21 protein-coding genes are annotated in these 23,592 nt (G+C 75.2%); 2 read left to right on the top strand and 19 right to left on the bottom strand.

The features are described 5' to 3' along the window. Nucleotides 1-21 precede the first annotated feature (21 nt). Nucleotides 22-312 carry a WXG100 family type VII secretion target gene (locus FB586_RS06560; protein WP_136518529.1) on the bottom strand — a complete coding sequence of 97 codons (291 nt, stop codon included), beginning with the start codon at nucleotides 310-312 and terminating at the stop codon, nucleotides 22-24. Nucleotides 313-499: 187 nt separating this feature from the next. Here FB586_RS06560 and FB586_RS06555 point away from each other — a divergent pair, with 187 nt between their 5' ends. Then, complete coding sequence (locus FB586_RS06555) at nucleotides 500-808, top strand: DUF4031 domain-containing protein (RefSeq protein WP_136518528.1); 309 nt, start codon at nucleotides 500-502, stop codon at nucleotides 806-808. A gap of 129 nt (nucleotides 809-937) precedes the next feature. Here FB586_RS06555 and atzF read toward each other — a convergent pair whose 3' ends face one another. The 8 genes from atzF to urtA form a co-directional block, all read right to left on the bottom strand. Next, nucleotides 938-2,776 (bottom strand): allophanate hydrolase, encoded by a 1,839-nt coding sequence (gene atzF, locus FB586_RS06550; RefSeq protein ID WP_246036582.1) that lies wholly within the window; start codon nucleotides 2,774-2,776, stop codon nucleotides 938-940. Continuing rightward, on the bottom strand, nucleotides 2,773-6,411 hold the full coding sequence (uca, locus tag FB586_RS06545; protein ID WP_136518527.1) for an urea carboxylase: 3,639 nt from the start codon (nucleotides 6,409-6,411) through the stop codon (nucleotides 2,773-2,775). The genes atzF and uca overlap by 4 nt, the downstream gene beginning before the upstream one ends. A gap of 256 nt (nucleotides 6,412-6,667) precedes the next feature. Next, nucleotides 6,668-7,351 (bottom strand): GntR family transcriptional regulator, encoded by a 684-nt coding sequence (locus FB586_RS06540; protein ID WP_136518526.1) that lies wholly within the window; start codon nucleotides 7,349-7,351, stop codon nucleotides 6,668-6,670. 56 nt (nucleotides 7,352-7,407) lie between these two features. Next, entirely contained in the window at nucleotides 7,408-8,100 is a 693-nt protein-coding gene (urtE, locus tag FB586_RS06535) for an urea ABC transporter ATP-binding subunit UrtE (protein ID WP_136518525.1), read from the bottom strand. Next, a complete protein-coding gene (gene urtD / locus FB586_RS06530) occupies nucleotides 8,100-8,963 on the bottom strand; it encodes an urea ABC transporter ATP-binding protein UrtD (protein ID WP_136518524.1) in 864 nt (287 codons plus the stop codon). The genes urtE and urtD overlap by 1 nt, the downstream gene beginning before the upstream one ends. After that, nucleotides 8,960-10,186 carry an urea ABC transporter permease subunit UrtC gene (urtC, locus tag FB586_RS06525; protein ID WP_136518523.1) on the bottom strand — a complete coding sequence of 409 codons (1,227 nt, stop codon included), beginning with the start codon at nucleotides 10,184-10,186 and terminating at the stop codon, nucleotides 8,960-8,962. The genes urtD and urtC overlap by 4 nt, the downstream gene beginning before the upstream one ends. Next, the gene (gene urtB, locus FB586_RS06520; protein WP_136518522.1) at nucleotides 10,183-11,067 is read right to left on the bottom strand and encodes an urea ABC transporter permease subunit UrtB; all 885 of its coding nucleotides are present in this window, start codon (nucleotides 11,065-11,067) and stop codon (nucleotides 10,183-10,185) included. The genes urtC and urtB overlap by 4 nt, the downstream gene beginning before the upstream one ends. A 116-nt stretch (nucleotides 11,068-11,183) precedes the next feature. Continuing rightward, a complete protein-coding gene (urtA, locus tag FB586_RS06515; protein WP_281276652.1) occupies nucleotides 11,184-12,464 on the bottom strand; it encodes an urea ABC transporter substrate-binding protein in 1,281 nt (426 codons plus the stop codon). A 241-nt stretch (nucleotides 12,465-12,705) separates the two neighbouring features. Between urtA and FB586_RS06510 the strand changes: the two genes are divergently transcribed. Continuing rightward, nucleotides 12,706-13,944 carry a pyridoxal phosphate-dependent aminotransferase gene (locus FB586_RS06510; RefSeq protein WP_136518520.1) on the top strand — a complete coding sequence of 413 codons (1,239 nt, stop codon included), beginning with the start codon at nucleotides 12,706-12,708 and terminating at the stop codon, nucleotides 13,942-13,944. Between the two features lie 66 nt (nucleotides 13,945-14,010). On the opposite strand, the gene FB586_RS06505 is transcribed toward FB586_RS06510, so the two are convergent. From FB586_RS06505 to csrA, 10 genes are all read right to left on the bottom strand, one after another. Next, entirely contained in the window at nucleotides 14,011-14,502 is a 492-nt protein-coding gene (locus tag FB586_RS06505) for a hypothetical protein (protein WP_246036580.1), read from the bottom strand. Next, nucleotides 14,499-14,861, bottom strand: coding sequence for a response regulator (locus tag FB586_RS06500; RefSeq protein WP_222928304.1), 363 nt, complete (start codon nucleotides 14,859-14,861; stop codon nucleotides 14,499-14,501). The genes FB586_RS06505 and FB586_RS06500 overlap by 4 nt, the downstream gene beginning before the upstream one ends. A gap of 79 nt (nucleotides 14,862-14,940) precedes the next feature. Then, on the bottom strand, nucleotides 14,941-15,393 hold the full coding sequence (locus FB586_RS06495; protein WP_136518519.1) for a chemotaxis protein CheX: 453 nt from the start codon (nucleotides 15,391-15,393) through the stop codon (nucleotides 14,941-14,943). Beyond that, complete coding sequence (locus FB586_RS06490) at nucleotides 15,390-15,773, bottom strand: response regulator (protein WP_136518518.1); 384 nt, start codon at nucleotides 15,771-15,773, stop codon at nucleotides 15,390-15,392. The genes FB586_RS06495 and FB586_RS06490 overlap by 4 nt, the downstream gene beginning before the upstream one ends. Then, nucleotides 15,770-16,741, bottom strand: coding sequence for a CheR family methyltransferase (locus FB586_RS06485; RefSeq protein WP_222928303.1), 972 nt, complete (start codon nucleotides 16,739-16,741; stop codon nucleotides 15,770-15,772). The genes FB586_RS06490 and FB586_RS06485 overlap by 4 nt, the downstream gene beginning before the upstream one ends. Beyond that, nucleotides 16,738-17,889 (bottom strand): chemotaxis-specific protein-glutamate methyltransferase CheB, encoded by a 1,152-nt coding sequence (cheB, locus tag FB586_RS06480; RefSeq protein ID WP_136518517.1) that lies wholly within the window; start codon nucleotides 17,887-17,889, stop codon nucleotides 16,738-16,740. Before cheB ends, FB586_RS06485 begins: the two co-directional genes overlap by 4 nt. Nucleotides 17,890-17,918: 29 nt before the next feature. After that, the gene (locus tag FB586_RS06475) at nucleotides 17,919-19,583 is read right to left on the bottom strand and encodes a methyl-accepting chemotaxis protein (protein ID WP_246036579.1); all 1,665 of its coding nucleotides are present in this window, start codon (nucleotides 19,581-19,583) and stop codon (nucleotides 17,919-17,921) included. 106 nt (nucleotides 19,584-19,689) lie between these two features. Then, a complete protein-coding gene (locus FB586_RS06470; protein ID WP_136518516.1) occupies nucleotides 19,690-20,124 on the bottom strand; it encodes a chemotaxis protein CheW in 435 nt (144 codons plus the stop codon). Next, nucleotides 20,121-22,463, bottom strand: coding sequence for a chemotaxis protein CheA (locus FB586_RS06465; protein ID WP_136518515.1), 2,343 nt, complete (start codon nucleotides 22,461-22,463; stop codon nucleotides 20,121-20,123). Before FB586_RS06465 ends, FB586_RS06470 begins: the two co-directional genes overlap by 4 nt. A 799-nt stretch (nucleotides 22,464-23,262) precedes the next feature. After that, nucleotides 23,263-23,571, bottom strand: a complete 309-nt coding sequence (gene csrA, locus FB586_RS06460) for a carbon storage regulator CsrA (protein ID WP_136518514.1) — start codon at nucleotides 23,569-23,571, stop codon at nucleotides 23,263-23,265. Between the last annotated feature and the right edge of the window lie 21 nt (nucleotides 23,572-23,592).

Here is a 23,592-nt window from a genome sequence, read left to right as displayed (position 1 = left end):
CCCGGGCTGTCGGCCACGGGCTCAGTGCCCGAACAGGCGGGCGGCGTGCGCCTCCGCGTCGGCGTAGGTGCGGGCGGCCGACTGCATCGCGGTCGCGATCTGCGCGAGGGACTGCTCCACCCGCGCCTGCGTCCCGGTCCACTCGGCGACGAGCGCCGAGAACGCTCCCGCCGCGCCGCCCCGCCACGACGCCTGCAGCTCGGCGAGCTGCCGCTGCATGCCCGCGACCTCCGCCTGGATCGTCGCCGCACGGGCGAGCACCGCCGCCGCCGACCCGTCGAGGTGGGCGGCGTCGACCTCGTACCTGCTCATGGGACCTCCTCCGCGCCCGTCGCGGCCGCCCGTCGGACGGCCCGTGGACGACGGACGCGCCGACGCTAGGCGCCGGCCCCGCCCGCCCGGAGGCACCGGGCGGGCGGCCGAGGACGACAGGGCGCGGACGGCGGGCTGTGGTCGGCTCGCAGGAGGCGCCGCGTCCGCGCGGACGTACGCTCACCCGGTGACCGTCCTCCTCGACCCGCCGCTGTGGCCCCGGCACGGCACGGTCTGGGGCCACCTGGTCAGCGACGCGTCCTACGACGAGCTGCACGCGTTCGCGGCCCGCGCCGGCATCCCGCGGCGGGCCTTCGACCGCGACCACTACGACGTGCCCGCCGAGCGCTGGGACGAGCTCGTCGGCCTCGGCGCGGTCCCGGTCGGCACGCGCGAGCTCGTCCGGCGGCTGCGGGCCTCCGGCCTGCGCGTCCCCGGACGCGACCGCCGGCCCGACGCTCCCTCCCCCCACGCTCCCTCCCCCGACGGCCCCTGACTCCGACCGCCCCAGCCCGCGGCGGCCCCGCCCGGCCCGCTCCGGACGACGAACCCGGACTTCTCCGCGCCGGCGCTTCCCGTCCCGCGGAGAAGTCCCGGTTCGAGGTCCTCGTGCCGGGCGCGGCCCCTAGCGGCCGGCGGCGAGGGCCGCGAGCCATCCCCCGGTGTCGGTGACGTCCGCCCCGGACGCCCCGGCCTCGGCGGTGCACCCGAACCCGACGACCCACGTGCCGTCGGCGAGCTCCACCCGGCCCAGCGTCATCGGGGCGGGCAGGTCGGCGAGGAACGTCCCGAGCGCCCCGGGCGACAGCCGCCACACCTCGCCCGCGATCGGCGCACCGCCCCCGGCGCCGACCCGTACGAGCCCCGGCTTGCGCGGCGCGGTGGGCAGCGCGACCAGCCGGTAGGCGTCGGACGTCGTGACGGCCCGGTCGAAGCGGGCGCCCAGGTCGGCGAGCTGCCCCTGCAGCGGCTGCCCGCGCAGGTGCGCCCCGACCACGAGCAGCTCGACGGTGCCGCCGACCACCAGCGGCGCGTACCCCGGCACGTCCGCGGCGCCGTCCTCGTCCGCGAGCAGGCGTGCCGCGAGGTCGAGCGCGAGCTGGTCCTCGCCGCCGCGGGCGATCACGGTGACGCCGAACGGCCCCCCGTCCGCCTCGCCCGCCGGGACCGCGACGGCCGCGAGGTCGAGCAGGTTGACGAAGTTCGTGTACGTGCCGAGCCGCCGGTTGATGGCGACGGGGTCCGCCTGCACGTCCGCGATCGTCGGGTGCTCCGTGGTCGTCGGCAGCAGGAGCAGGTCGACGCCCTCCAGGGTGCGGGCGGCGTCGGCCCGGGCGGCGTCGAGACGCAGACGGTCGCGCACGTAGTCCGCCGCGGGGACCGCGCCCCCGGCCAGGACGATCGACGCGACGATGGGGTCCGCGTCCGCCGGGCCCGTCGCGAGGAACTCCCCCACGGCGGCGTACCGCTCGGCGACGATCGCCCCGTCGTACAGCAGCCGCGCCGCCTCGAGCATGCCGGAGACGTCCACCTCGACGGTCCGTGCGCCGACGGCCCGCACCCGCTCGACGGCGGCGGCGAAGGCAGCCCGCCAGCCCGGCGAGAGCGGCACCAGGTCCTGCGCGCGCGGCACGGCCACGAGGGGCTCGTCGCGCAGCGCGACGGGCACGTCGACGGGCCACGTCCGCCGGGCCGCCGCGCCGGCGCCGGCCTCCACCATGAGCCGCGTCGCGAGCGCGCCCGTCGCGAGGTCCCGGGTGAAGGTCGTGACGACGTCGTAGGACGCGCACGCGGGCACGACCCCGCCGGTCGGCACGAGCCCCACGCTCGTCTTGATGCCGACGAGCCCGTGGAACGCCGCGGGCACGCGTCCGGACCCGGCCGTGTCGGTGCCGATCCCGATGTCGGCGACGCCGAGCGCGACGGCCACCGCCGACCCGGAGGACGACCCGCCGGACACGCGCTCGGGCAGGGTCGCGTGCCGGACGGCGCCGTACGGGCTGCGGGTGCCGACGAGCCCTGTCGCGAACTGGTCGAGGTTCGTCTTGCCGAGCACGACCGCGCCCGCGTCGACCAGCGCCCGCACGGCCGGTGCGGTGCGCGCGGCCGGTCCGGGGCGCCCGGCGGGGTGCGTCGCGTAGGACGGGCACCCGGCGGTCGTGGGCAGGCCCGCGACGTCCACGTTGTCCTTGACCGCGAGCGCGAGCCCGGCCAGCGGCAGCTCCTCCCCCGCGGCGACGCGCGCGTCGACGGCGGCGGCCGCCGCGAGCGCGTCGGCCTCGGGCACGACGGCGATCCACACCTCCGGCCGGTCGACCTCCCGCATGCGGGCGTACGCCGCGCGCACCCGCGCCTGCGCGCGGCCCTCCGGCGCGCGGCCCTCCGGCGCGCGGCCCTCCGGCGCGCGGTCCTCGCCCGCGGGTCCCGCCTCGACGACGCGCGTCCCGGACGTCGCGGCGCTCACGCGTCCACCGCCAGCACCGCGAGCGGCGCGCCCGGCCCCACGTGCTGCCCCGGTTCCACGAGCACCCGCACCACCCTCCCGTCGGACGGCGAGGGCACCGCCAGCTCCAGCTTCATGGCCTCCAGCGCGACGAGCAGGTCGCCCGCGCGCACGTCCGCCCCGGCCGCGGCCTCCACCCGCCAGACGGACCCCACCATCGGCGCCTCGACGAGCACGTGCCCGTCGAGCAGCTCCACCTCGGCGGCGACGGACCCGTGCGCGGCGGCCGGCGCCTCCTCCTCGGGAGCCGCGTCGAGCTCGCCCGCGGCGGCCCACGCGTCGCGCTCGGTGGCGAACGCGGCGGCCTGGTGCGCGCGGAAGGCGGCGATGTCGTCGGCGTGCTCGGTGAGCAGCGCGAGGTGCTCGCGGTAGGAGAACGTGCCGTGCTCGACCTGCACCTCGAGCCGCCCGGCGGCGAACGCGACGCGCTGCTCCGCGAGCTCCTCCGCGCCGACGGGGTGCCAGACGATCCGGTCGAAGAACCGCAGCAGCCACGGCGTCCCGGGCTCGAACACGCCGTGCTGGCGGTGCCCCGACCAGATGGGCACGGTCCGCCCGACCAGCTGGTACCCGCCGGGCGAGTCCATCCCGTACACGCACAGGTACTGCCCGCCCAGGCCGACGGTGTCGGCGGCCGTCCAGGTCCGCGCCGGGTTGTACTTCGTCGTCATGAGCCGGTGCCGCGGGTCGAGCGGCACGGCGAGCGGCGCGCCGAGGTAGACGTCGCCGAGCCCGAGGACGAGGTACTCCGCCTCCGTCATGGTCCGCAGCACGTCCTCGCCGGAGCCGAGCCCGTTGACGCGCCGCACGAACTCGACGTTCGACGGCAGCCAGGGCGCCTCCGGACGCACGCCGACGGTGTAGCGCGCGATCGCCTCGGCGACGACCGGGTCGTCGAACGAGAACGGCAGGTGGATGCGCCGCGACGGGACCTCGAGGTCGGCGGTCGCGGGCAGGTCGGCCTCGAGCGCGACGAGCACGTCGACGAGGGCGCGGACGGTCAGCAGCGCGGGGTCGACGTGCACGTGCAGGGAGCGCACGCCGGGCGTGATGTCGACGACGCCGGGCAGCGCCCGCGCCCGCAGCGCCTCGCCGAGCGCGTGCACCCGCATCCGCAGGCCGAGGTCGAGCACCATCGGGCCGTACTCGACGAGCACGTTGTCGTCGGCGCCGCGCAGGTACACGACGTCGGGGCGGCCGAGCGGGTCGGTCGGGTCGCCGGCGACGCGCGCGAGGACGCCGTCGTCGCCGTCGGGGCCGGTCGCCAGGTCGGCGGGCACGGACGCCGACGCGCGCCGGACCGTCGAGGTGCGCAGGGCGTCCGCCGTCGCCTCGGGCACCGGGACGAGCCGCACGGTGTCGCCCGGGCGGATCTGGCCCATCTTCCAGCGGTGCCCCGCGACCACGGTCACCGGGCAGGCGAACCCGCCGAGCGACGGCCCGTCGGGACCGAGCAGGATCGGGGTGTCGCCGGAGACGTTGAGCGCGCCGACCGAGTACGGGTTGTCGTGCAGGTTGGACGGGTGCAGGCCGGCCTCGCCGCCGTCGGGGCGGGCCCACCGCGGCTTCGGGCCGCTCAGCCGGATCCCCGTACGGTTCGCGTGCGTCTGCACCTGCCACGTGGCGTCGTAGAGCATCCGCATGTCGTCGTGCGTGAAGTACGTCGGCGCCGGCTGGGGCCCCTCCTGGACGGCGAGCTCCCACGCGTGGACGAGCTGCGGCCGTGCCTCCTCCGGCACGGCGGTGGCGGCGGGGGCGTCGGCGGGCACGGGCGCCGGGACGAGCACGTCGCCGGTGGCGAGCGCCCGCCCGGTGTACCCGCCGAAGCCGCCGAGCGAGAACGTCGACGCCGAGCCCAGGTACTCGGGCACGTCCAGCCCGCCGCGCAGCAGCACGTACGTGCGCAGGCCGGTCCCCGTCGGGGCGCCGACGTCGAGCACGGCCCCCGCGGGCACCTCGACCGGCTCCCACTGCGGCACGCCCACGCCGTCCACCGTCACGGGCGCGTCGGCCCCCGTGACGCACACGACCGCCGCGTGGCTGAACCGCAGCCGCGGCCCCTGCAGCGTGCACTCCAGGCCCGGCGCGCCCTCGGGGTTGCCGAGCGCGACGTTGCCGAGCCGGAACGACAGGTCGTCCATCGGGCCGGACGGGCTGATGCCGACGTCCCAGTGCCCGAGCCGGCCGGGCCAGTCCTGCACGGTCGTCATGACCCCGGGACGCAGCACCTCGACCCACGGCTCGTCGTCGGTGACGTGCGCGAGCGTGCCCGTGGTGTGGGCGGCGGCGACGAACGCCTCGTCCGCGACGGCCGCCCGCAGGAGCGGCAGGTTGGTGGAGATGCCCGAGACGGACGTGCCCGCGAGCGCGTCCGCGGCCGCCGCGAGCGCCGCGCCGCGGTCGTCCGCGTGCACGATCACCTTGGCCAGCATCGGGTCGTAGTGGCTCGTCACCTCCTGGCCGGTCTCCGCCCACGCGTCGACGCGGGCGCCCTCCGGGTAGACGACGTCGGTGAGCAGGCCGGCGCTGGGGCGGTAGCCGCGGCGCGGGTCCTCCGCATAGACCCGGGCCTCGACGGCGTGGCCGCGGCGGGCGGGGCCGTCGTCGGGCAGGGCGGCGAGCTCGTCGCGCAGGTCGGCGTCGCCGCGCGCGAGCCGCAGCATCCAGCCGACGAGGTCGACGCCCGTGATCTCCTCCGTCACCGGGTGCTCGACCTGCAGGCGCGTGTTGACCTCGAGGAAGGAGACCTCCTGGCGGTCGACGTCGTACACGTACTCGACCGTGCCGGCCGACCGGTACGCGACCGACGCGGTGAGGGCGCGGGCGGACGTCCCGAGCGCGGCGCGGACCTCGTCCGGCAGCCCGGGCGCCGGCGCCTCCTCGACGACCTTCTGGTTGCGGCGCTGCAACGAGCAGTCCCGGTCCCCCAGGCTCACGACCCGCCCGGCGCCGTCGCCGAACACCTGCACCTCGAGGTGGCGGGCGCGCCGCACGAACCGCTCGAGGAACACCCCGCCGGACCCGAAGCTCGCCTCCGCGAGCCGCTGCACGCGCGCGTACGCCTCGCGCAGCTCGTCCGGCCCGTCGCACGCCTGCATGCCGATGCCGCCGCCCCCACCGACGGCCTTGAGCATGACCGGGTAGCCGACGGCCTCGGCGGCGGCGAGGGCCGCGTCGACGTCGTCGAGCAGGCCGCTGCCCGCGATGAGCGGGACACCCGCCGCCCGGGCGGCCTCCCGGGCGCGGTGCTTGTCGCCGAACACCTCCAGGTGCGCGGGCGTCGGACCGACGAAGGCGAGCCCGGCCGCCTCGACGGCCGCCGCGAACGCCGCGTTCTCGGAGAGGAACCCGTAACCGGGGTGGATCGCTCCGGCCCCCGTCGCGAGGGCCGCCTCCAGCACCGCGTCGGCGCGCAGGTACGACTCCGCGGCGGGCGCCGGGCCGAGGCGGACGGCCTCGTCGGCGAGGCGGACGTGCGGGGCGGCGGCGTCGGCGTCGGAGAAGACGGCGACGGTGCGCAGGCCCAGCGCGGACGCGGTGCGCAGGATCCGGACGGCGATCTCGCCGCGGTTGGCCACGAGCAGGGTGTCGAACACGGCGGCCCCTCGGGTCGGTCCGGCGCGGGGCCGGAGGTCGACCGGGGCTGTATACACCCCGGTATCCGGGACCGTAGGAGGGTGGTGTTTCGCCCCGAGCGTCCCGCCGTGAACGCTGCGTTACGGCCGACGTCCCCGTGGGGCGGCACCGCCGCATGCCCCCGTATGACGACGAGACCGTCGTTCTGGTCACCACCGACGCCCGATCCGACGGTCTGACCGCCGGGGCGCGGATGAGAGGTGCGGCGGGCGCCCCTCAGCCCGCGAGCGCCATGCGCGCCATCGCCGCCGACGCCCGCTCCATGACGACCTCGAGCGACTCCCCCACGTGCTTGTGCAGCGCCGTGAGCGCCTCGGGCAGCCGGTCGGCGAGCACGAGCCGCAGGATCTCCAGGTGCTCGTCGATCGTGGCCGTGATGCGCTCGTCCTCGACGAAGTCGTGCATGCGCACGGCACGGATCTTCTGGTTCACGGTGACGAGGGCGTCGGTGAGCTGGGCGTTGCCCGACGCGCGGGAGAGCACCTGGTGGAAGCCCTCGTCGACGACGACGAAGCTCGGGTCGGGCTCCGGGACGTCGTCGCGCATCTCCTCCCACCGCGCGAGCTCGGCGCGCAGCATGCCCGCGTCGTGCTTCACCTGCGGGTTCTCGACCGCACGCGCGATGCCGCGGAGCTCGAGGGTGATGCGCAGCTCGTAGAGGTTGCGCAGCGTCTCCAGGGACGGCACGACGACGGCGTACCCGAAGTCGGTGCGCTCGACGAGGCCGTCGGACAGCAGCCGCGACAGCGCCTCGCGCACCGGGGTGCGGGACACCTCGAACGCCTTGGACAGCTTCGGCTCCGTGAGCCGCTCGCGCGGGGAGACGCGGCCGTTGAGGATCTCGTCGCGCAGCCGGTGGTAGACCGCCTCCCGCAGCGACCCGCCCGTCCCCGTCCCCATACCCGGGGAGCCTAGACCTGCACCGACGTCCCCCGGTGCCGGCAGCACCACGCCCGTCACAGGGCCATCGCCGCGCGGACGACGTCCTGCTGCTCGGCGCCGCCCGCACCGCTGGCCGTCACGCGCCCCGACTCCAGGACGTGGTACCGGGCGGCCGCCGCCAGCGCGAAGCCCACGTGCTGCTCGACCAGCAGCACGCCCAGGCCGGCGGCGGCGAGCTGCACGACGGCGTCCTCGATCTCGGCGACGACCGACGGCTGGATGCCCTCGGTCGGCTCGTCGAGCACCATGACGCGCGGCCCGGTGACCAGCGCCCGGGCGATCGCGAGCTGCTGGCGCTGCCCGCCCGAGAGCAGGCCCGCGCGCCGGCCCAGCACCTCCCGCAGCGCGGGGAACAGGTCGAGCGCCTCGTCGACGCGGCGCGCCGCACCCGACCCGGCGGCGTCGGCGACGAGCTGCAGGTTCTCGCGCGCCGTCAGCTGCCCGAACGACTGCTGCCCCTGCGGCACGTACGCCAGCCCACGGCGGACCCGCTGGTGCGGCCGCGCGCGCGTGACGTCGTCCCCGTCGACCAGCACGGCGCCCGACCGCACGGGCAGCAGCCCGACTGCGGCGCGCAGCAGCGTCGTCTTGCCCGCGCCGTTGTGCCCGAGCACGGCGACGACCTGCCCCGCCGGCACCTCGACGTCGACGCCGTGCACGACCTCGGTGCGCCCGTACCCGACGTGCACCCCGCACAGTTGCAGCATCACTCCACCTCCGTGCTCGTGGCCGCGGTCCGCGACCCGCGCCCGTGCGCGCCCGTGCCCAGGTACACCTCGACGACCCGCGGGTCCGCCTGCACCTGCGCGACCGTCCCCTCGGCGAGGACCTTCCCCTGGTGCAGCACGGTCACCGACGACGCGAACGCCCGCAGGAACTCCATGTCGTGCTCGACGACCACGACGGTCCGCTGCTCGCCGATGCGCTGCAGCAGCAGGCCGGTCTCCTCGCGCTCGGCCTGGCTCATGCCGGCGACCGGCTCGTCGAGCAGCAGCAGGCGCGCGTCCTGCACCAGCAGCATCCCGATCTCCAGCCACTGCTTCTGCCCGTGCGCGAGGACGCCCGCGGGCAGGTCGCGCACGTGCGCCAGGCCCACGGTCTCGAGGGCCGCCTCGACCTCGGGCGGCACCGACCGCCGGCGCCGCAGCAGCGTCAGCGGACCGCGCCGGGCGCCCGCCGCGATGTCGAGGTTCTGCAGCACGGTCAGCTCGTCGAACACGCTCGCGGTCTGGAACGTGCGCCCCACCCCGGACCGGGCGATGCGGTGCGACGGCCGCCCGAGCAGGTCGACGCCCCCGAACTGCGCCGACCCGGCGGCCGCGACGAGCCCGGTGAGGGCGTCGACGACCGTGGTCTTGCCGGCGCCGTTGGGGCCGATGAGGAACCGCAGGTCGCCCTGCGTGACCGTGAGGTCGACCCCGTCGACCGCGACGAACCCGTCGAACTCCACCCGCAGGCCGCGCACCTCGAGGTAGTCGTGCCGGAACCGGGCGGCCGGTGCGGCGAGCACCTGCTCGAGCGCCTCGGTGTCGAGCCGCCCGGCCTCGACCGCCGGTGTCGTGTCGCTCATGCGTGCCTCCCGGCGGTGTCGACGGTGTCGGTCGTGACGTCCGGTGCGCCGGCCGGCGGGTCCGCCGGGACACCACCCGCGCTGCCCGCGGCGGGTCGCACGTCGGACGCCGGCCCCACCTCGGGGACCGCGGACCCGCGCGCCCGGCGCCGGCGCAGCGCCCCGCCGAGGCTCGCGAGCCCGTTCGGCAGGAACGCGACGACGCCGATGAACAGGGCCCCCTGGAAGTAGGTCCAGAACGAGGGGAACTGCTCCGACAGGCTGGTCTCGGCCCACGACACCGCGATGGACCCGAGCACGGGCCCCAGCAGGGTGGCGCGCCCGCCGATGGCCACGCCGACCAGCAGCGCGATCGACGGCACCACGCCGACGTCGGCCGGCGAGATGATCCCGGCGACGGGTGCGAACAGCGCGCCCCCGACCGCCGCGAACGCGGCGGCCACGGCGTACGCGACGACCTTGACGACCGCCGGGTCGTAGCCGAGGAACCGCACGCGGTTCTCCTGGTCGCGCACCGCGACCAGCAGCTCGCCGTAGCGCGAGCGCATGAGCAGCCGCACGACCACCACCATGACGACGAGCACGCCGGCGGCGATGTAGTAGAGCATCCGCTTGTTCACCGGGTCGGCGAGGTCGTACCCGAAGAACGACCGGAAGCCGTTGAGCCCGTTCGTCCCGCCGGTGACCTTCTGCTGCCCGACGAGCAGGATCGCGAACGCGGCCGCGAGCGCCTGCGACAGGATCGCGAAGTACGCCCCGCGCACGCGCCGGCGGAACACGGCGAGCCCGAGCACGGCGGCCAGGCCGGCGGGCAGCAGCAGGATCGCCAGCACCGTCACCACGGGCGAGCGCAGCGGCTCCCACCACCCGGGCACGACGCCGTCGCCGTACAGGAGCATGAAGTCCGGCACGCCGCCGGGCCCGGCGTCCGACAGCTTCATGTGCATCGCCATGAGGTAGCCGCCGAGGCCGAAGAACACGCCCTGCCCGAGCACGAGCATCCCGCCGCGTCCCCACGCCAGACCGATGCCGACCGCCACCATCGCGAGGCACAGGAACTTGGCGAGCAGGTTGAGCCGGAAGTCTGAGAGCACCGCGGGCGCGACGCCGACGAGCAGCACCACCGCGAGCGCGATGCCGCCCCACAGGCGCACGCCCTCGCGCCGCCACCAGTCGGGGCGGGCCACGGCGGTCCGCGCCGACCCCGGCCGTGCCGCGCTCATGCGAGGCTCCGCGTGCGGACGGAGACGAGCCCCTGCGGCCGCAGCTGCAGGAACGCGACGATGACGACGAACAGCAGCACCTTCGCGAGGCTCGCGGTCGTCGAGTACTCGAAGCCGGCCTGCAGGATGCCGAGGCCGACCGCCGCGAGCACGGCGCCCTTGAGCTGGCCGATGCCGCCGACGACCACGACGAGGAACGCGTCCACGACGTACGCGGTGCCGAGCGTCGGACCGATCGACCCGAGCAGCGTCAGCGCCACGCCGGCGACCCCGGCGATGCCGGAGCCGACGAAGAACGTGAGCCGGTCCGTCGCCCGGGTGGACACCCCGGACGTCTCGGCGAGGTCCCGGTTCTGCACGGTGGCGCGGATGCGCCGGCCCAGCGGCGTCACCTTGAGCACCATCGACAGGGCCAGGACCGCGGCGACGGCCAGCGCGAGGATGAACAGCCGGGTCCGCGGCACGTCCATGCCGAGCAGCGGCACCGCGCCGGACAACCACGCCGGCGCGCGCACGTCGACGTTCGGCGCGCCGAACACGTCGCGGGCGGCCTGCTGCAGCACGAGCGAGACGCCGAACGTCACGAGCAGGGTGTCCAGGGGGCGCCGGTACATGCGGGAGATGAGCGTGACCTCGAGCAGCAGGCCGAGCAGCCCGCCCACGAGGAAGCCGAGCGGCAGCGAGACGAGCAGCGAGACGCCCGCGTCGGGCAGCAGCTGCTGCACGACGAACGCGGTGTACGCGCCGGCCATCATGAACTCGCCGTGCGCCATGTTGATGACGCCCATCTGCCCGAACGTCAGGGCCAGGCCGAGCGCCGCGAGCAGCAGGACCGAGCCGAGGCTCAGACCCGCGAACAGCTGAGGGAGCAGGGCGTCCATCCGGGGCCGCCTTCCGTCGTGGGTGGGACGCGCCGCCGCCGCCGGGGGGGCGGCCCGGCCGACCGAGGGGCCGGCCGGGCCGCCGCGTCAGCGACGCGCGGCGCGCGCGGGTGGGGTCAGGACAGGCCCTCGGCCCAGTCGTAGCCCTCGAGGAACGGGTCCGGCTCGATCGGGCCGTCCGACTGCCACACCGGGTAGATGAGGCCGTCCTCGCGGATCTCGCCGACGTACGCGGTCTTCGCGATGTGGTGGTTGTCGCCGTTCACGGTGACGGTGCCCTCGGGGGCGTCGAACGAGACGCCGTCCGCGGCCTCCTGGATCGCCGCGACGTCGAAGGACTCGGCCTTCTCGACCATGCCCTTCCACAGGTAGAGGGACGTGTACGCCGCCTCCATCGGGTCGGACGTCGGGCGGTCGGCGCCGTACTTCGCCTGGAAGGCGGCGACGAACTCGGCGTTCGCCGGGGAGTCGACGGTCTGGTAGTAGTTCCAGGCGGTCAGCTGGCCCGCGACGTTCTCGACGCCGATGCCGCCGACCTCCTCCTCGGCGACCGAGACGGACACCACGGGCGCCGCCTCGGGGGTCAGGCCGACGTTCTTGTACTCCTTGAAGAACGCGACGTTGGAGTCGCCGTTCAGGGTGTTGAACACCGCGTCGGCGCCCGAGGCCTTGAGCTTGTTGACGATCGTCGAGAAGTCGGTGTGCCCGAGGGGCGCGTACTCCTCGCCGACGACCTCGATGCCGTTCGCCTCGGCGTAGGCGTTGATGATCTTGTTCGCCGTCCGCGGGAAGACGTAGTCGGAGCCGACGAGGAAGACCTTCGTCTTCCCCTGCTCCTTCAGGTAGTCCATGCCGGGGATGATCTGCTGGTTCGTGGTCGCGCCCGTGTAGAAGACGTTCGGCGACGCCTCGAGGCCCTCGTACTGCACGGGGTAGAACAGCAGCGCGTCGTGGCCCTCGAAGACGGGCAGCATCGCCTTGCGCGACGACGAGGTCCAGCCGCCGAAGACGGCGGCGACGCAGTCGGACGAGATGAGCTTCTCGGCCTTCTCCGCGAACACGGTGGGCTCGGACGCGCCGTCCTCGCCGACGACCTCGAGCTGCTTGCCGAGCACGCCGCCGGCCGCGTTGATCTCCTCCGCGGCGAGGTCGAGCGAGTCGCGCACGGTCTGCTCGGAGATGGCCATCGTGCCGGACAGCGAGTTGAGGAAGCCGATCTTGATCGTGTCGCCGGAGGTGTCGACGCAGGACTCGCCTCCGGAGGAGGACGGGGCGCCGGCCTCGGCGCCGGCGCGGGCGCCGCAGGCGGACAGGGCGAGCGCGGTGGCGAGGACGCCGGCGGACAGCGCGAGCGCGCGCCCCCGGGACGCCCGGACGGGGAGGGGATGAGTGGTCAACGCAGGTGCCTTTCGACGGGACGAGCGGGAGGTCCTGACGTGCTCGGGTCGGCGGGGCTCCGCGTCGCACCGCGTTGTGTCCCGCGGCGTATACAGCCCTGCGCCCATGGCTGAGGACGCTAGGGACGCCGTGTTTCGCCTGGGCCACCCGCGGTGTGAACAACCCGTTTCGCCGCCTCACCCGGCGCGCGGCGCGCAAATGGGCGCGGGCCCGGCCGGGGTCGCCGACTACGCTCGCGCCATGTCTCTGCGACCCCTCGACCAGTCCGCCAAGCTCAAGGACGTCCTCTACGAGATCCGCGGCAAGGCACTGGACGAGGCAGCACGCATGGAGGCCGAGGGCCGGCGCGTCCTCAAGCTCAACACCGGCAACCCGGCGGCGTTCGGGTTCGCCGCGCCGCACCAGATCGTCGCCGACGTCATCGCCGCGGTCCCGCACGCGCACGGGTACAGCGAGTCCCGGGGCATCCTGTCCGCCCGGCGCGCGATCGTCACGCGCTACGAGACCGTGCCCGGGTTCCCGGCCTTCGACGTCGACGACGTCTACCTGGGCAACGGCGTCTCCGAGCTCATCACGATGACGCTGCAGGCCCTGCTCGACGAGGGCGACGAGGTGCTCATCCCCTCCCCCGACTACCCGCTGTGGACGGCCATGACGAGCCTGTCCGACGGCAAGCCGGTGCACTACCGCTGCGACGAGTCGACCGGCTGGCAGCCGGACGTCGAGGACATCCGCGCGCGCATCACCCCGCGCACGAAGGCCATCGTCGTCATCAACCCGAACAACCCCACCGGCGCGGTGTACAGCCGCGAGGTGCTCGAGCAGATCGCCGACGTGGCGCGCGAGCACAGCCTGCTGCTGCTCGCCGACGAGATCTACGACCGCATCCTGTTCGACGGCGCGCAGCACGTCCCGCTGGCGTCCGTCGCGCCCGACCTGCTGTGCCTGACGTTCAACGGCCTGTCGAAGACGTACCGCGTCGCCGGCTTCCGCTCCGGCTGGGTCGTCGTGACCGGCCCGCAGGCGCACGCCAAGGGCTTCCTCGAGGGCATGACGCTGCTCGCGTCGACGCGCCTGTGCCCGAACGTGCCCGCGCAGCACGCCATCCAGGCCGCGCTCGGCGGCGTGCAGTCCATCGAGGCGCTCATCGCGCCCGGCGGGCGGCTGCACGAGCAGCGGCAGGTCGCCTGGGAGGGGCTGAACAAGATCCCCGGCGTCGACTGCGTGCGCCCCGACGGCGCGCTGTACCTGTTCCCGCGCCTGGACCCCGAGGTGCACGAGATCCACGACGACGCGCAGCTCGTCTACGACCTGCTCGTCAGCGAGCAGATCCTGCTGGTGCAGGGCACGGGCTTCAACTGGCCGACGCCCGACCACCTGCGCATCGTGACCCTCCCCGAGGCGCGCGAGCTCGCGGTCGCCGTCGAGCGGATCGGCAACTTCCTGGCGTCCTACAAGCAGGTGCCCGTGCGGGTCTGAGGACCGCCGGGAACGGCGAGGGGCCCGTCGCGCACGTGCGCGGCGGGCCCCTCGACCGTCACGGCGTCACAGGACGAGCAGCGACCAGCCCCCGCGGCCGTACCCCGTCACCTCGACGCGCAGGTCCGTGCGGCGCACGTACGCCTTGACCCACGGCACGACGTCGGCGGGCAGCGGCTCGCCCGGTGCGTACACCGAGTCCAGCCGCACGTGCGGCACGTCGGCGCCGTTGAGCAGCGACGAGGCCACGTTGAGCACCTCGCGCGCGTTCTCCTCCAGGACGGGCGACAGGCCGCCCGCCGCGGCGTCGTCGGCCGCGGGACGCGGCACGAGGCCGATCGCCGCGCCCACGTAGGCCGCCAGGGACAGGTCCATGAGGATCATCGCCCGCAGGTTCAGCAGCCGGTCCACGAACAGCCCCACGAGGGCGCCGCCGGGGGCCGACGGGTCGACCATGTCGCCGCCGGTGGAGACGACGACCTCGCGGCCCAGGAGGTTCTCCAGCAGGTCGCGCACGTCCTTCGCGCTCGGCAGGGGCGTCTCCGGGGTCATGGTCATGCCAGGACCGGCTCGATCGCGTCGCGGAACGTCTCCGCGGTGAACGGCTTCACGATGAGGAACAGCGCGCCCTCCCGCTCCGCCAGCGCCCGCATCTCGTCCGACCCCTCGGACGTGACGAAGCCGAACGGTGTCGAGAACCCCTCCGCGCGCAGGCTGCGCAGCAGGTCGATCCCGTTCATCTCCGGCATGTTCCAGTCCGACAGCACCACGTCGGGCTCGTCCGCACGCACGGCCTCGAGGGCCTGCGCCCCGTCGGCCGCCTCGCGGACCTCCCAGTCGTAGCCGGCCTGGCGCAGCGTGCGGATGACGATCTGGCGCATGACGCGGCTGTCGTCCGCGACGAGCACGCGGATCATCGGTCCCTCCTCCTGTCCGGGCGGCTCGGCGCAGCCGCCCCTGACGCTCCCCTGGTGGTCCTCACGGGTACCACCGCCGTCACAGCACAGCCCGCACGACGAGCTCCAGGGCCCGCCCGTGCCAGGCCAGGACCATCTCCGAGAGCACGAGGCCGCCCGGGAGACCCGGGTCGACGTCCGCGACCTGCGGCAGTCCGAGGCTACCCGTCGTCTCGAGCAGCGACTTCACGTTGCCGCCCACGACGTTGACGACCTCGCCGAACGCGTCGACCAGGTCGGCGCGCTCGACCGGCTCGTCCTCGCCGAAGCCCAGCAGGGCGCGGGCGAGCGCGTGCGCGGTGCTCGTCTCCGTGGTCAGCGACGCGCGCCCGGCCCAGTCGCCCTGGAGGTCGACCCACGCCGTGACCGGCTCCTGCCAGCCCGGCGGCGGCCCCTCCCACGGCACGATCGTGCCGACGTCGCCGTCCACCATGGACGCGAAGATGTCCTGGGCGATGGCGTACACGTCCTCGCCTGCGATGACCTGGCTCATACGGGCTCCCCCGCCGCGACGAGGCCGAGCAGCTCGAGCTTGTCGCGGATCGCGTCGACGGTGAACGGCTTGATGAGGTACTCGTGCGCGCCCGCTGCCAGGGCCCGCACGATCTGCGACTGCTCGCTCTCGGTGGTGACCATCATGATCGTCATGCCCCGCAGGGAACGGTCCTTGCGGACCGCGGTCACGAACTCCAGCCCGTCCATGACGGGCATGTTCCAGTCCACGCACACGAGGTCGACCGGACCGGTCGCGGCGAGCTTGTCCAGGGCGGCCTGGCCGTGCTCGGCGTCGTCCGTCTCGAACCCCAGCGTGCGCAGGGCCCGGGCCACGATGACGCGCATCGTGCGCGAGTCGTCGACGACCAGTGCTCTCATGTCAGCCCAGCTCCTCGGGTCGGGGTCGGCGTGGGGGCGGCGTCGCGGAGCAGCGAGAGCGTCTCCGCGAGGGCGGGTGCGGCCGGGTGCGGGACGGCGGCCAGCGGCGCCGACCTGCCCGCGGGGGGCGGCGGCACGAGCGGACCGGGGCGGGTCGCGGCCGTCGCGCGGAACGCCACGGTCGAGCCCACCTGCACGCGCTCGAACCCGTCGTGCACGCCGCTCGTCGTCTCGGCGGACCCGAGCACGAGCCAGCCGTCGGGACGCAGCGCCGTGCGCACGTGCTCCAGCACGGCGTGCCGGGTGGGCAGGTCGAAGTAGATGAGCACGTTGCGCAGGAACACCACGTCGAAGCCGCCCGAGGGCGGGGTGTCCAGCAGGTTGTGCCGGCGGAACGTGACGGTGCGGCGCAGCGCGTCGCCGACGCGCCAGTGCATGCCGTGCCGCTCCAGGTGCCGCACCAGCATCGCCGCGGGGAGGCCCCGGTTGACCTCGAGCTGCGAGTACTCGCCCGTACGGGCCCGCTCCAGCACCTGGGTCGACAGGTCCGTGGCGAGCACCTCGGCGCGCACGTCCGGCCCCAGCGTCTCCTCGAGCACCATCGCGATCGACCAGGGCTCCTGGCCGGTCGAGCACGCCGCGGACCAGATCCGCGGTGCGCGCCTGGCCCCGGCCCGCTCGGCGATCTCGGGCAGGATGTGCCGGCGCAGCGCCTCGAACGGCGCGACGTCGCGGAACCACGAGGTCTCGTTCGTCGTCAGGGCCTCGACGACGTCGTCGTGCGCGGCCGACCCCGGCTCGGCGCGCAGGCGCGCCACGTACGCGTCGACGTCCGGCAGCCCCGCCTCCCGCGCGAGCGGCATCAGCCTGCTCTCGACGAGGTACTCCTTGCCGTCGTCCAGCTGGATGGCGCTGGTGCGGCGCACGTGCTCCGCCACGTAGGCGAACGTGTGCCGTGCGATGCTCACGAGATCCTCCCGACCGGCGCTCGACGCGCCTGCGTGACGGTGCCGGTCACCACGTCGGCGATATCGCCGAGCGGCAGCACCGCATGGGCCCAGCCGGCCGTGGCGACCGCGCCGGGCATGCCCCAGACGACGCTCGTCGGCTCGTCCTGGACGAGTACCGTGCCGCCGGCCTGGACGACCGCCTCGGCGCCCGCGCGCCCGTCGGCGCCCATGCCCGTGAGCACGACGGCGAGCAGCTCGCCGCGCACGGCGTCCACCGCCGAGCGCAGCAGCACGTCCACCGCGGGGCGGCAGTAGTTGACGGGCGGCCCGTCGTCGAGGTGCGCCACCAGCGCACCCGCGACGTACCGCACGGTCAGGTGCCGGTCGCCGGGCGCGATGTACGCGTGCCCCGGTTCCAGCGGCTGGTCCTGCTCGGCCTCGTGCACGCGGACCGGCCCGAGCCGGTCCAGGCGTGCGGCGAGCTGGCGCGTGAACACCGGCGGCATGTGCTGCACCACGACGAGCGGCACCGGCAGCACGGGCAGCGCTCCGACGAGCCGCGACAGCGCCTCGGGCCCGCCCGTGGAGGAGCCGACCGCCACCAGCCGGACCGGCAGCGCCGGGCCCGCGGGGCGCAGCTCGACGGCCGAGGCGCGCGCCGTCGGCGCCGCGTCGCGACCGGGACGGACGGGCGCCGCCGGGGCCGCCGGCGCGGGGGCGGGAGCGGGAGCGGGCGCGGCGGCCGGCGCGGCCGCGCGCGGCGGCGCGAGCGCCAGGATCCGCGGGATGAGCTGCGCCGCCACCTCCGCCAGCGCGTCGGCCATGCTGGCCGTGCTGCCCGGCTTCGTCACGTAGTCCGTGGCGCCGGCCTGCAGCGCGTCCAGCGTGGCCTCGGCCCCGCGCTCGGTGAGCGTGGAGAACATGATCACCGGCTGGCGGTGCCCGGCGGCGCGCATCGCGCGGACCGCCGAGATGCCGTCCATCTCCGGCATCTCGACGTCCATGGTCACGAGGTCCGGCGCGAGCTGCTCGACCTTCGTCAGCGCGATCCGGCCGTTCGCCGCCACGCCCACCACGTCGATGCGCGGGTCGCGCGAGAGCACCTCGGTGACGAGGCGACGGACGACGACCGAGTCGTCGACCACCAGCACACGTGTCCGTGCCACGTCCCTGTCCCGTCCGTCCTCTGCCTGCGTCAGTACGTGAAGGCGGCGACGCGCCGGCGCAGCTCGTCGGACATCCGGGCGAGCTCGGAGACCGAGCTCGTCATCTGCCCCACCACCTGCGAGGACGACTGGGCCGACGTCGCGACGCCCGTGATGTTCTCGGCGATCTCGCCCGAGCCGGTCGCGGCCTCGACCACGCCGCGCGACATCTCGTTCGTGGTGGCCGTCTGCTCCTCGACCGCGGAGGCGATCGTCAGCTGGTAGTCGTTGATCGAGGCGATGACCGAGCCGATCTCGCCGATCGCCGCGACGGCGCCGGTCGTGTCCTGCTGGATGGCCTCGACCCGGCGGGCGATGTCCTCCGTCGCGCGCGCCGTCTCCTGCGCGAGCTCCTTGACCTCGCCGGCGACGACCGCGAACCCGCGGCCGGCGTCCCCGGCGCGTGCGGCCTCGATGGTCGCGTTGAGCGCCAGCAGGTTCGTCTGCTCCGCGATGCTCGTGATGAGCTTGACGACGTTGCCGATCTCGGCGCTCGACGAGCCGAGACGCGTCACCGTGTCGTTCGCGCTCTGCGCGGCGGACGTCGCGGCGTGCGCGACCCGCGCCGCCTCCGACGCGTTCTGGGCGATCTCACGGATGGAGGCGCCCATCTGCTCGGCGCCGGCCGCGACGGCCTGCACGTTGCGCGACACCTGCTCCGCCGCGGCGGCGACGACGCCGGCCTGCGCGCTGGTCTCCTCCGACCCCGATGCGACCTGGCTCGAGGCGGCCGAGAGCTCCTCGGCGGCCGACGCGACCGTCTGGGCGGCCTCGGCCACGCCGGTCAGGGTGGTGCGGACCGACTGCTGCGCCTGGCCCAGCGCGGCGGCCATGGTGCCGAGCTCGTCGCGGGACCGGACCTGGGCGGGGACCGTGAAGTCGCCCTCCGCCATGGCCTCGAGCGACCGGCGGACCTTGACGACGCCGGCGCGGATGCGCCGGGCCATGAGGACGGACAGACCGACGCCGCCGACGATCGCGACCAGGAAGCTGATGATCACCCGCCGGGAGGCCGCGTCCGCGGCCGCGGCCGCCTCGCCGGCCGTCGTCTTCATGTGCTGGTCGAGCTCCGCGCGGGTGGTGTCCAGGTACTCGGTGAACGTCGCCACCAGCGGCTCGCTGACGTCGCGGACCATGCGGTCGTACGCCGCGCTGTCGCCCGACGTCGCCGGGGGGACGAGGAGGGTGTCGCGCTGGTCCTGCCACCGGTTGAACCCGCCCCAGAACGCCTGCCAGCTCGCCCACGAGCCGATCTCCGAGGAGTCGAGCGCGTCGACCTGCTCGGCGAGCGCCGCGTCGGTCGCGGCCAGCTCGTCGAGCCAGCGCTGCTTCATCTCGGGCGAGCGCGTGGCGGCGAGCTGGGCGATGACCAGCTGGGCGTGGAGCTGCTGGTAGCGCACGTTCTCCAGGCCGGCGAGCGTCTCCTCCTGCATCGCGACGATCTGCGCGCTGCGGTCCGCGACGTCCTGGAGGCTGACCACCGCGTACGCACCGGCAGAACCGGTCAGGACGGCCATGAGTGCGACGAGACCGAGGATCTTCGTCAGCACCGAGGCGCCGAACCGCGGCAGGCGCCGGGGCAGGCGCAGCCGGGGCAGCGGCACCCGGGGAAGGCGCAGACGCCGCTTCAACGCTGAAGGGGTGGTGCTGCTCATCGCGGGCTCCTTGGAGGACAGCGGGAGGTCGGTGGGGTCGGTCGGGCCCGGCTGCTCCGACCGATCGGCCGGGGTCCCCGGGTTCTGAGTCGTCGGCGCGGCCACGTCAGGCCGCCACCGTCGCGTCGAGGTCGAGCACGTTGAGGAGCCCGTCGGGCAGCACGTGGGCGCCCGGCACGAGCGCGCGCACGGCGGCGTCGAGCGTCTCGGGCGCGGGGGCGAACGTGTCCTCGTCGACCTCGACGACGTCCCCGAGGGCGTCGACGACGAGCGCGACGTCCTCGTCGTGCACGTGCACGACGACGAGCGTCGCGTCCGCCGCGTCCGGACCCTCGGCGGCGTGCGGGCGCGCGGGCAGGCCGAGCGGCACCCGCGGGTCGACGACCGGCACGACCCGGCCGCGCAGGCCGAGCAGCCCGACGACGTCCTCGGGTGCGAGCGGCACCGGGGGGCCGAGGGGTGTGCGCAGGACCTCGCGCACGCGCAGCACGTCCACGCCATACCGGGCGTCGTCGAGGGTGAACGTCACCAGCCTGCTCATCGCACGGCCCCCAGGAGCTCGTCGGAGGTCTCGGTCTCGTCGTCGAGGAACGTCGGGTCGGCGGCGCGCACGGCGGCCTCCCAGTCGAGGCGCTCGGTCACGCGGCCGCCCACGACCGTCGAGCCGAGCAGGCCCACGTCCGCGACCGGCGAGTGGTCCGCGGCGTGGTCGCGGTCGAAGTCGAGGACCGCGTGCACCACGAGGCCGACCGCACGGGCGCCCCGCGCGACGACGACGACGATCTGCTCGTCCCCGCCGGGGCCGGCGCCGACGAGCCGGTCGACCCGGGTCAGCGGCAGGATCTCGCCGCGGTAGCGCAGGACGTCCCGCCCGCCGACCCGCTCCACCTGCTCGAGGTGCACGGGCTCCAGCCGCGTCACCAGGGCCGACGGCAGGCACAGGCGGCGGTCGTCGACGGAGACGACGAGCACCTCCTCGTCCGGGTCCGCCACGGCCACGTCCTCCGGCACGTCCTCGACGACCTGCTCGGCCTCGCCGACGATGCTGCGGCGGGCGAGGGACTGCAGGTCGAGGATGAGCGCGAGCGTCCCGTCGCCCAGCACCGTCGCGCCCGAGTACGCGCCCGCGGCCTTGAGCCGCGCGGACAGCGACTCGACGACGATCTCCTCGGTGGTCAGCACGCGGTCGACGACGACACCGAAGTGGTAGCGGTCGACCTGCACCGCGATCACGACCGAGCCCGGCGGGGGCTGCGTCGCGTCGGACACGCCGAGCGCGGTGCCGAGCAGGACGAGCGGCAGCAGCCGGTCCCGCAGCCGGAGCACCGGCGCGCCGTGCACGTGCTCGACCGCCGAGGTGCCCGACCGCCCGTCGGCGGCCACGAGCTCGAGGACGTTGGTCTGCGGCAGCGCGTACACGCGCCCGGCGCACTCGACCGTCAGCGCGGGGATGATCGCGAGGGTCAGCGGCATGCGCAGGCGCCACACGGTGCCGGCACCCGGGGTCGTCTCGACGTCCACCGTGCCGCCGACGGCCTCGATCTTGGTCCGCACGACGTCCATGCCGACACCGCGGCCCGACACGTTGGTCACGCTCGCGGCGGTGGAGAACCCCGGCAGGAAGAGCAGGTTGAGCAGCTCGCCGGTGGACGCCGCCGCGACCTGCTCGGGGGTGCGTAGCCCGCGCTCGACGGCCTTGGCCGCGACCGCGGCCGCGTCGATCCCGCGTCCGTCGTCGCTGACCTCGATGACGACCTGCCCGCCGGCGTGCAGGGCGCGCAGCGCGAGCCGCCCCTTCGGCGGCTTGCCGGCCGCGACGCGCACGTCGGGCGGCTCGATGCCGTGGTCGACGGCGTTGCGCACGAGGTGGGTGAGCGGGTCGCGCACGGCCTCCAGGAGGCTGCGGTCCAGCTCCGTCTCGCCGCCGGAGAGGTCGAGCGCGACCTCGCGCCCGCACGCCGCGGCCAGGTCGCGCACGACGCGCGGCATCTTCGACCACAGGTGCTCGATGGGCTGCATGCGGGTGCGCATGACGCCCTCCTGCAGCTCCCCGGCGATGACGTCGAGACGCTGCGCCGAGCGCACGAGGTCCGGGTCGTCGGCCGCGGCGGCGAGCCGGCTGATGCGGTTGCGGGCCAGCACGAGCTCGCCGACCTGGCGCACGAGCACGTCGAGCAGGGCCACGTCGACGCGGATCGCCGAGTCGCCGACGGCGGCCCGGTGGGCGGGCTCGTCGCCCGCGGGTGCGGGGCGCGGCTCGGCCGGCGCGGTGCGCTCGGCCTGCGGCGGCTCGTGCGGTGCGGGCAGCACCGCGGCGCCGCCGGAGGCGGGGTCGACGGCGGGAGCCGGGGACGCCGGCGCGGGCGCGGCCGGGGCCGGCACCGCGGCCTCGGAGGCGGGTGCGGGTGCGGCGGGCGCAGCGGGCGCGGACGCGGCGGGCGCGGCGGGTGCGGGTGCGGCGGGCGCAGCCGCGGCGACGGCCGCCGGCGCCGGCGCGTCGGCGAGCACCCCCTCGACGACCGCGACCACGTCGTCGATCGCCACGTCCTGCTCGCTGCCGTCGTTCTCGACGGCGGCCAGCAGGACCCGGACGCGATCGACCATCGCCAGCAGCGCGTCGGTCGTGCGCTGGTCCATCGACCGCTTGCCGTCGCGCAGCTCGACGAGGAGGTTCTCCCCCACGTGCGTCAGGCGCTCGAGCTTGCCGAACGCGAGGAAGCCGCTCGTGCCCTTGATCGTGTGGATCGTCCGGAAGACGCTGCTGAGCAGCGGCCGCGACCCGGGCTGCTCCTCGAGCGCCACGAGATCGCGGTCCAGCTGGTCGAGGTTCTCGAGGCTCTCGACCAGGAACTCGCGGACGATCTCGTCGAACTCGTCCATGCACCCCTCCCAGGCGGCGGGGCAGCCGCGCCCCGCACGGAGGGCCCATCGGCCGGGCCCGTGCCGACCTGAGGGGTACGTGGCCCGCCGGCGGCACTGAGACCGTCGTCACGCGCGACCCGCGTCCGAGCGCGCGGCGCCCCGGTACGGTCCCGCCCGCTCCCACCCGCTCGAGTCCGCCAGTTCGGCTCGAATTCGCCGGTTCAGCTCGAGTTCGCCAGTTCGGGTCGAGTCGCCAGTTCGGGTCGAGTTCGCCAGTTCGCGTCGAGTTCGCCAGTTCGGGTCAAGTTCGCCAGTTCGGGTCGAGTTCGCCAGTTCGGGTCGAGTTCGCCAGTTCGGGTCGAGTTCGCCAGGTAGGAATGGCGAACTCGACACCGAGTTGGCGAACTCGACATCCGGGTCGGAGCCGGCCGGGGCGGGGCGGTGGCCGAGGGGGTGCCGCGCGGGCGGCGCGCCGTCGGCCCACGTGGCTCGCCGAGCTCCCCGGTTCCGCTCGAGCTCGCCGGTTCCGCTCGAGCTCGCCCGTCGGGCTGGAGTACGCCGAGTCCGGGTCGAGTTCGCCGGTTCAGCTCGAGTTCGCCAGCTCGGGTCGAGTTCGCCAGGTAGGAATGGCGAACTCGACACCGAGCTGGCGAACTCGGCATCCGGATCGGGGCCGGGGCGGCCCGGGGCGGCCCGGCGGGCCGGAGCGGGTGCGTCGGCGGGCGGCGTCCGGGGCGTCGGGCGGCCGGGCGTGGTGCCCGGGCTCAGCGTCCGGTGCGGGCGCGCCCCGGACGGTGCCGCGGCGCGGGCGGGGGCGTCAGCGGGCCGGGGGGTCGGCCGGGGGCGGGACGTCGCCGGGCTCGGTCGGGGGCTCCGGCTCCGGGGGACGGCGGGTGCCGCGGGGCGGGACGAGGCCGCGCAGCGACTCCTCGGTGGCGGCGTCCGCCGTGGCCGCACGCGCGTTCGCCTCGCCGACGGCGGCGAGCACCTCCGCCCGGTGCACGCGCACGTGGCGCGGCGCCTCGATGCCGAGCCGCACGCCGTCGCTGCGCACCTCGATGACGGTGATGACGACGTCGTCACCGATGACGAGGCGCTCACCGGCGCGGCGGGTCAGCACGAGCATGTGGCGACACTACCCCGCCGT

Origin of the sequence: Cellulomonas telluris (assembly GCF_004886325.1) — a bacterium.
GTDB lineage: Bacteria > Actinomycetota > Actinomycetes > Actinomycetales > Cellulomonadaceae > Cellulomonas > Cellulomonas telluris.
The sequence above is the reverse complement of the archived record's forward strand: the minus strand, read 5'-3'. Positions and strand labels throughout refer to the sequence as shown.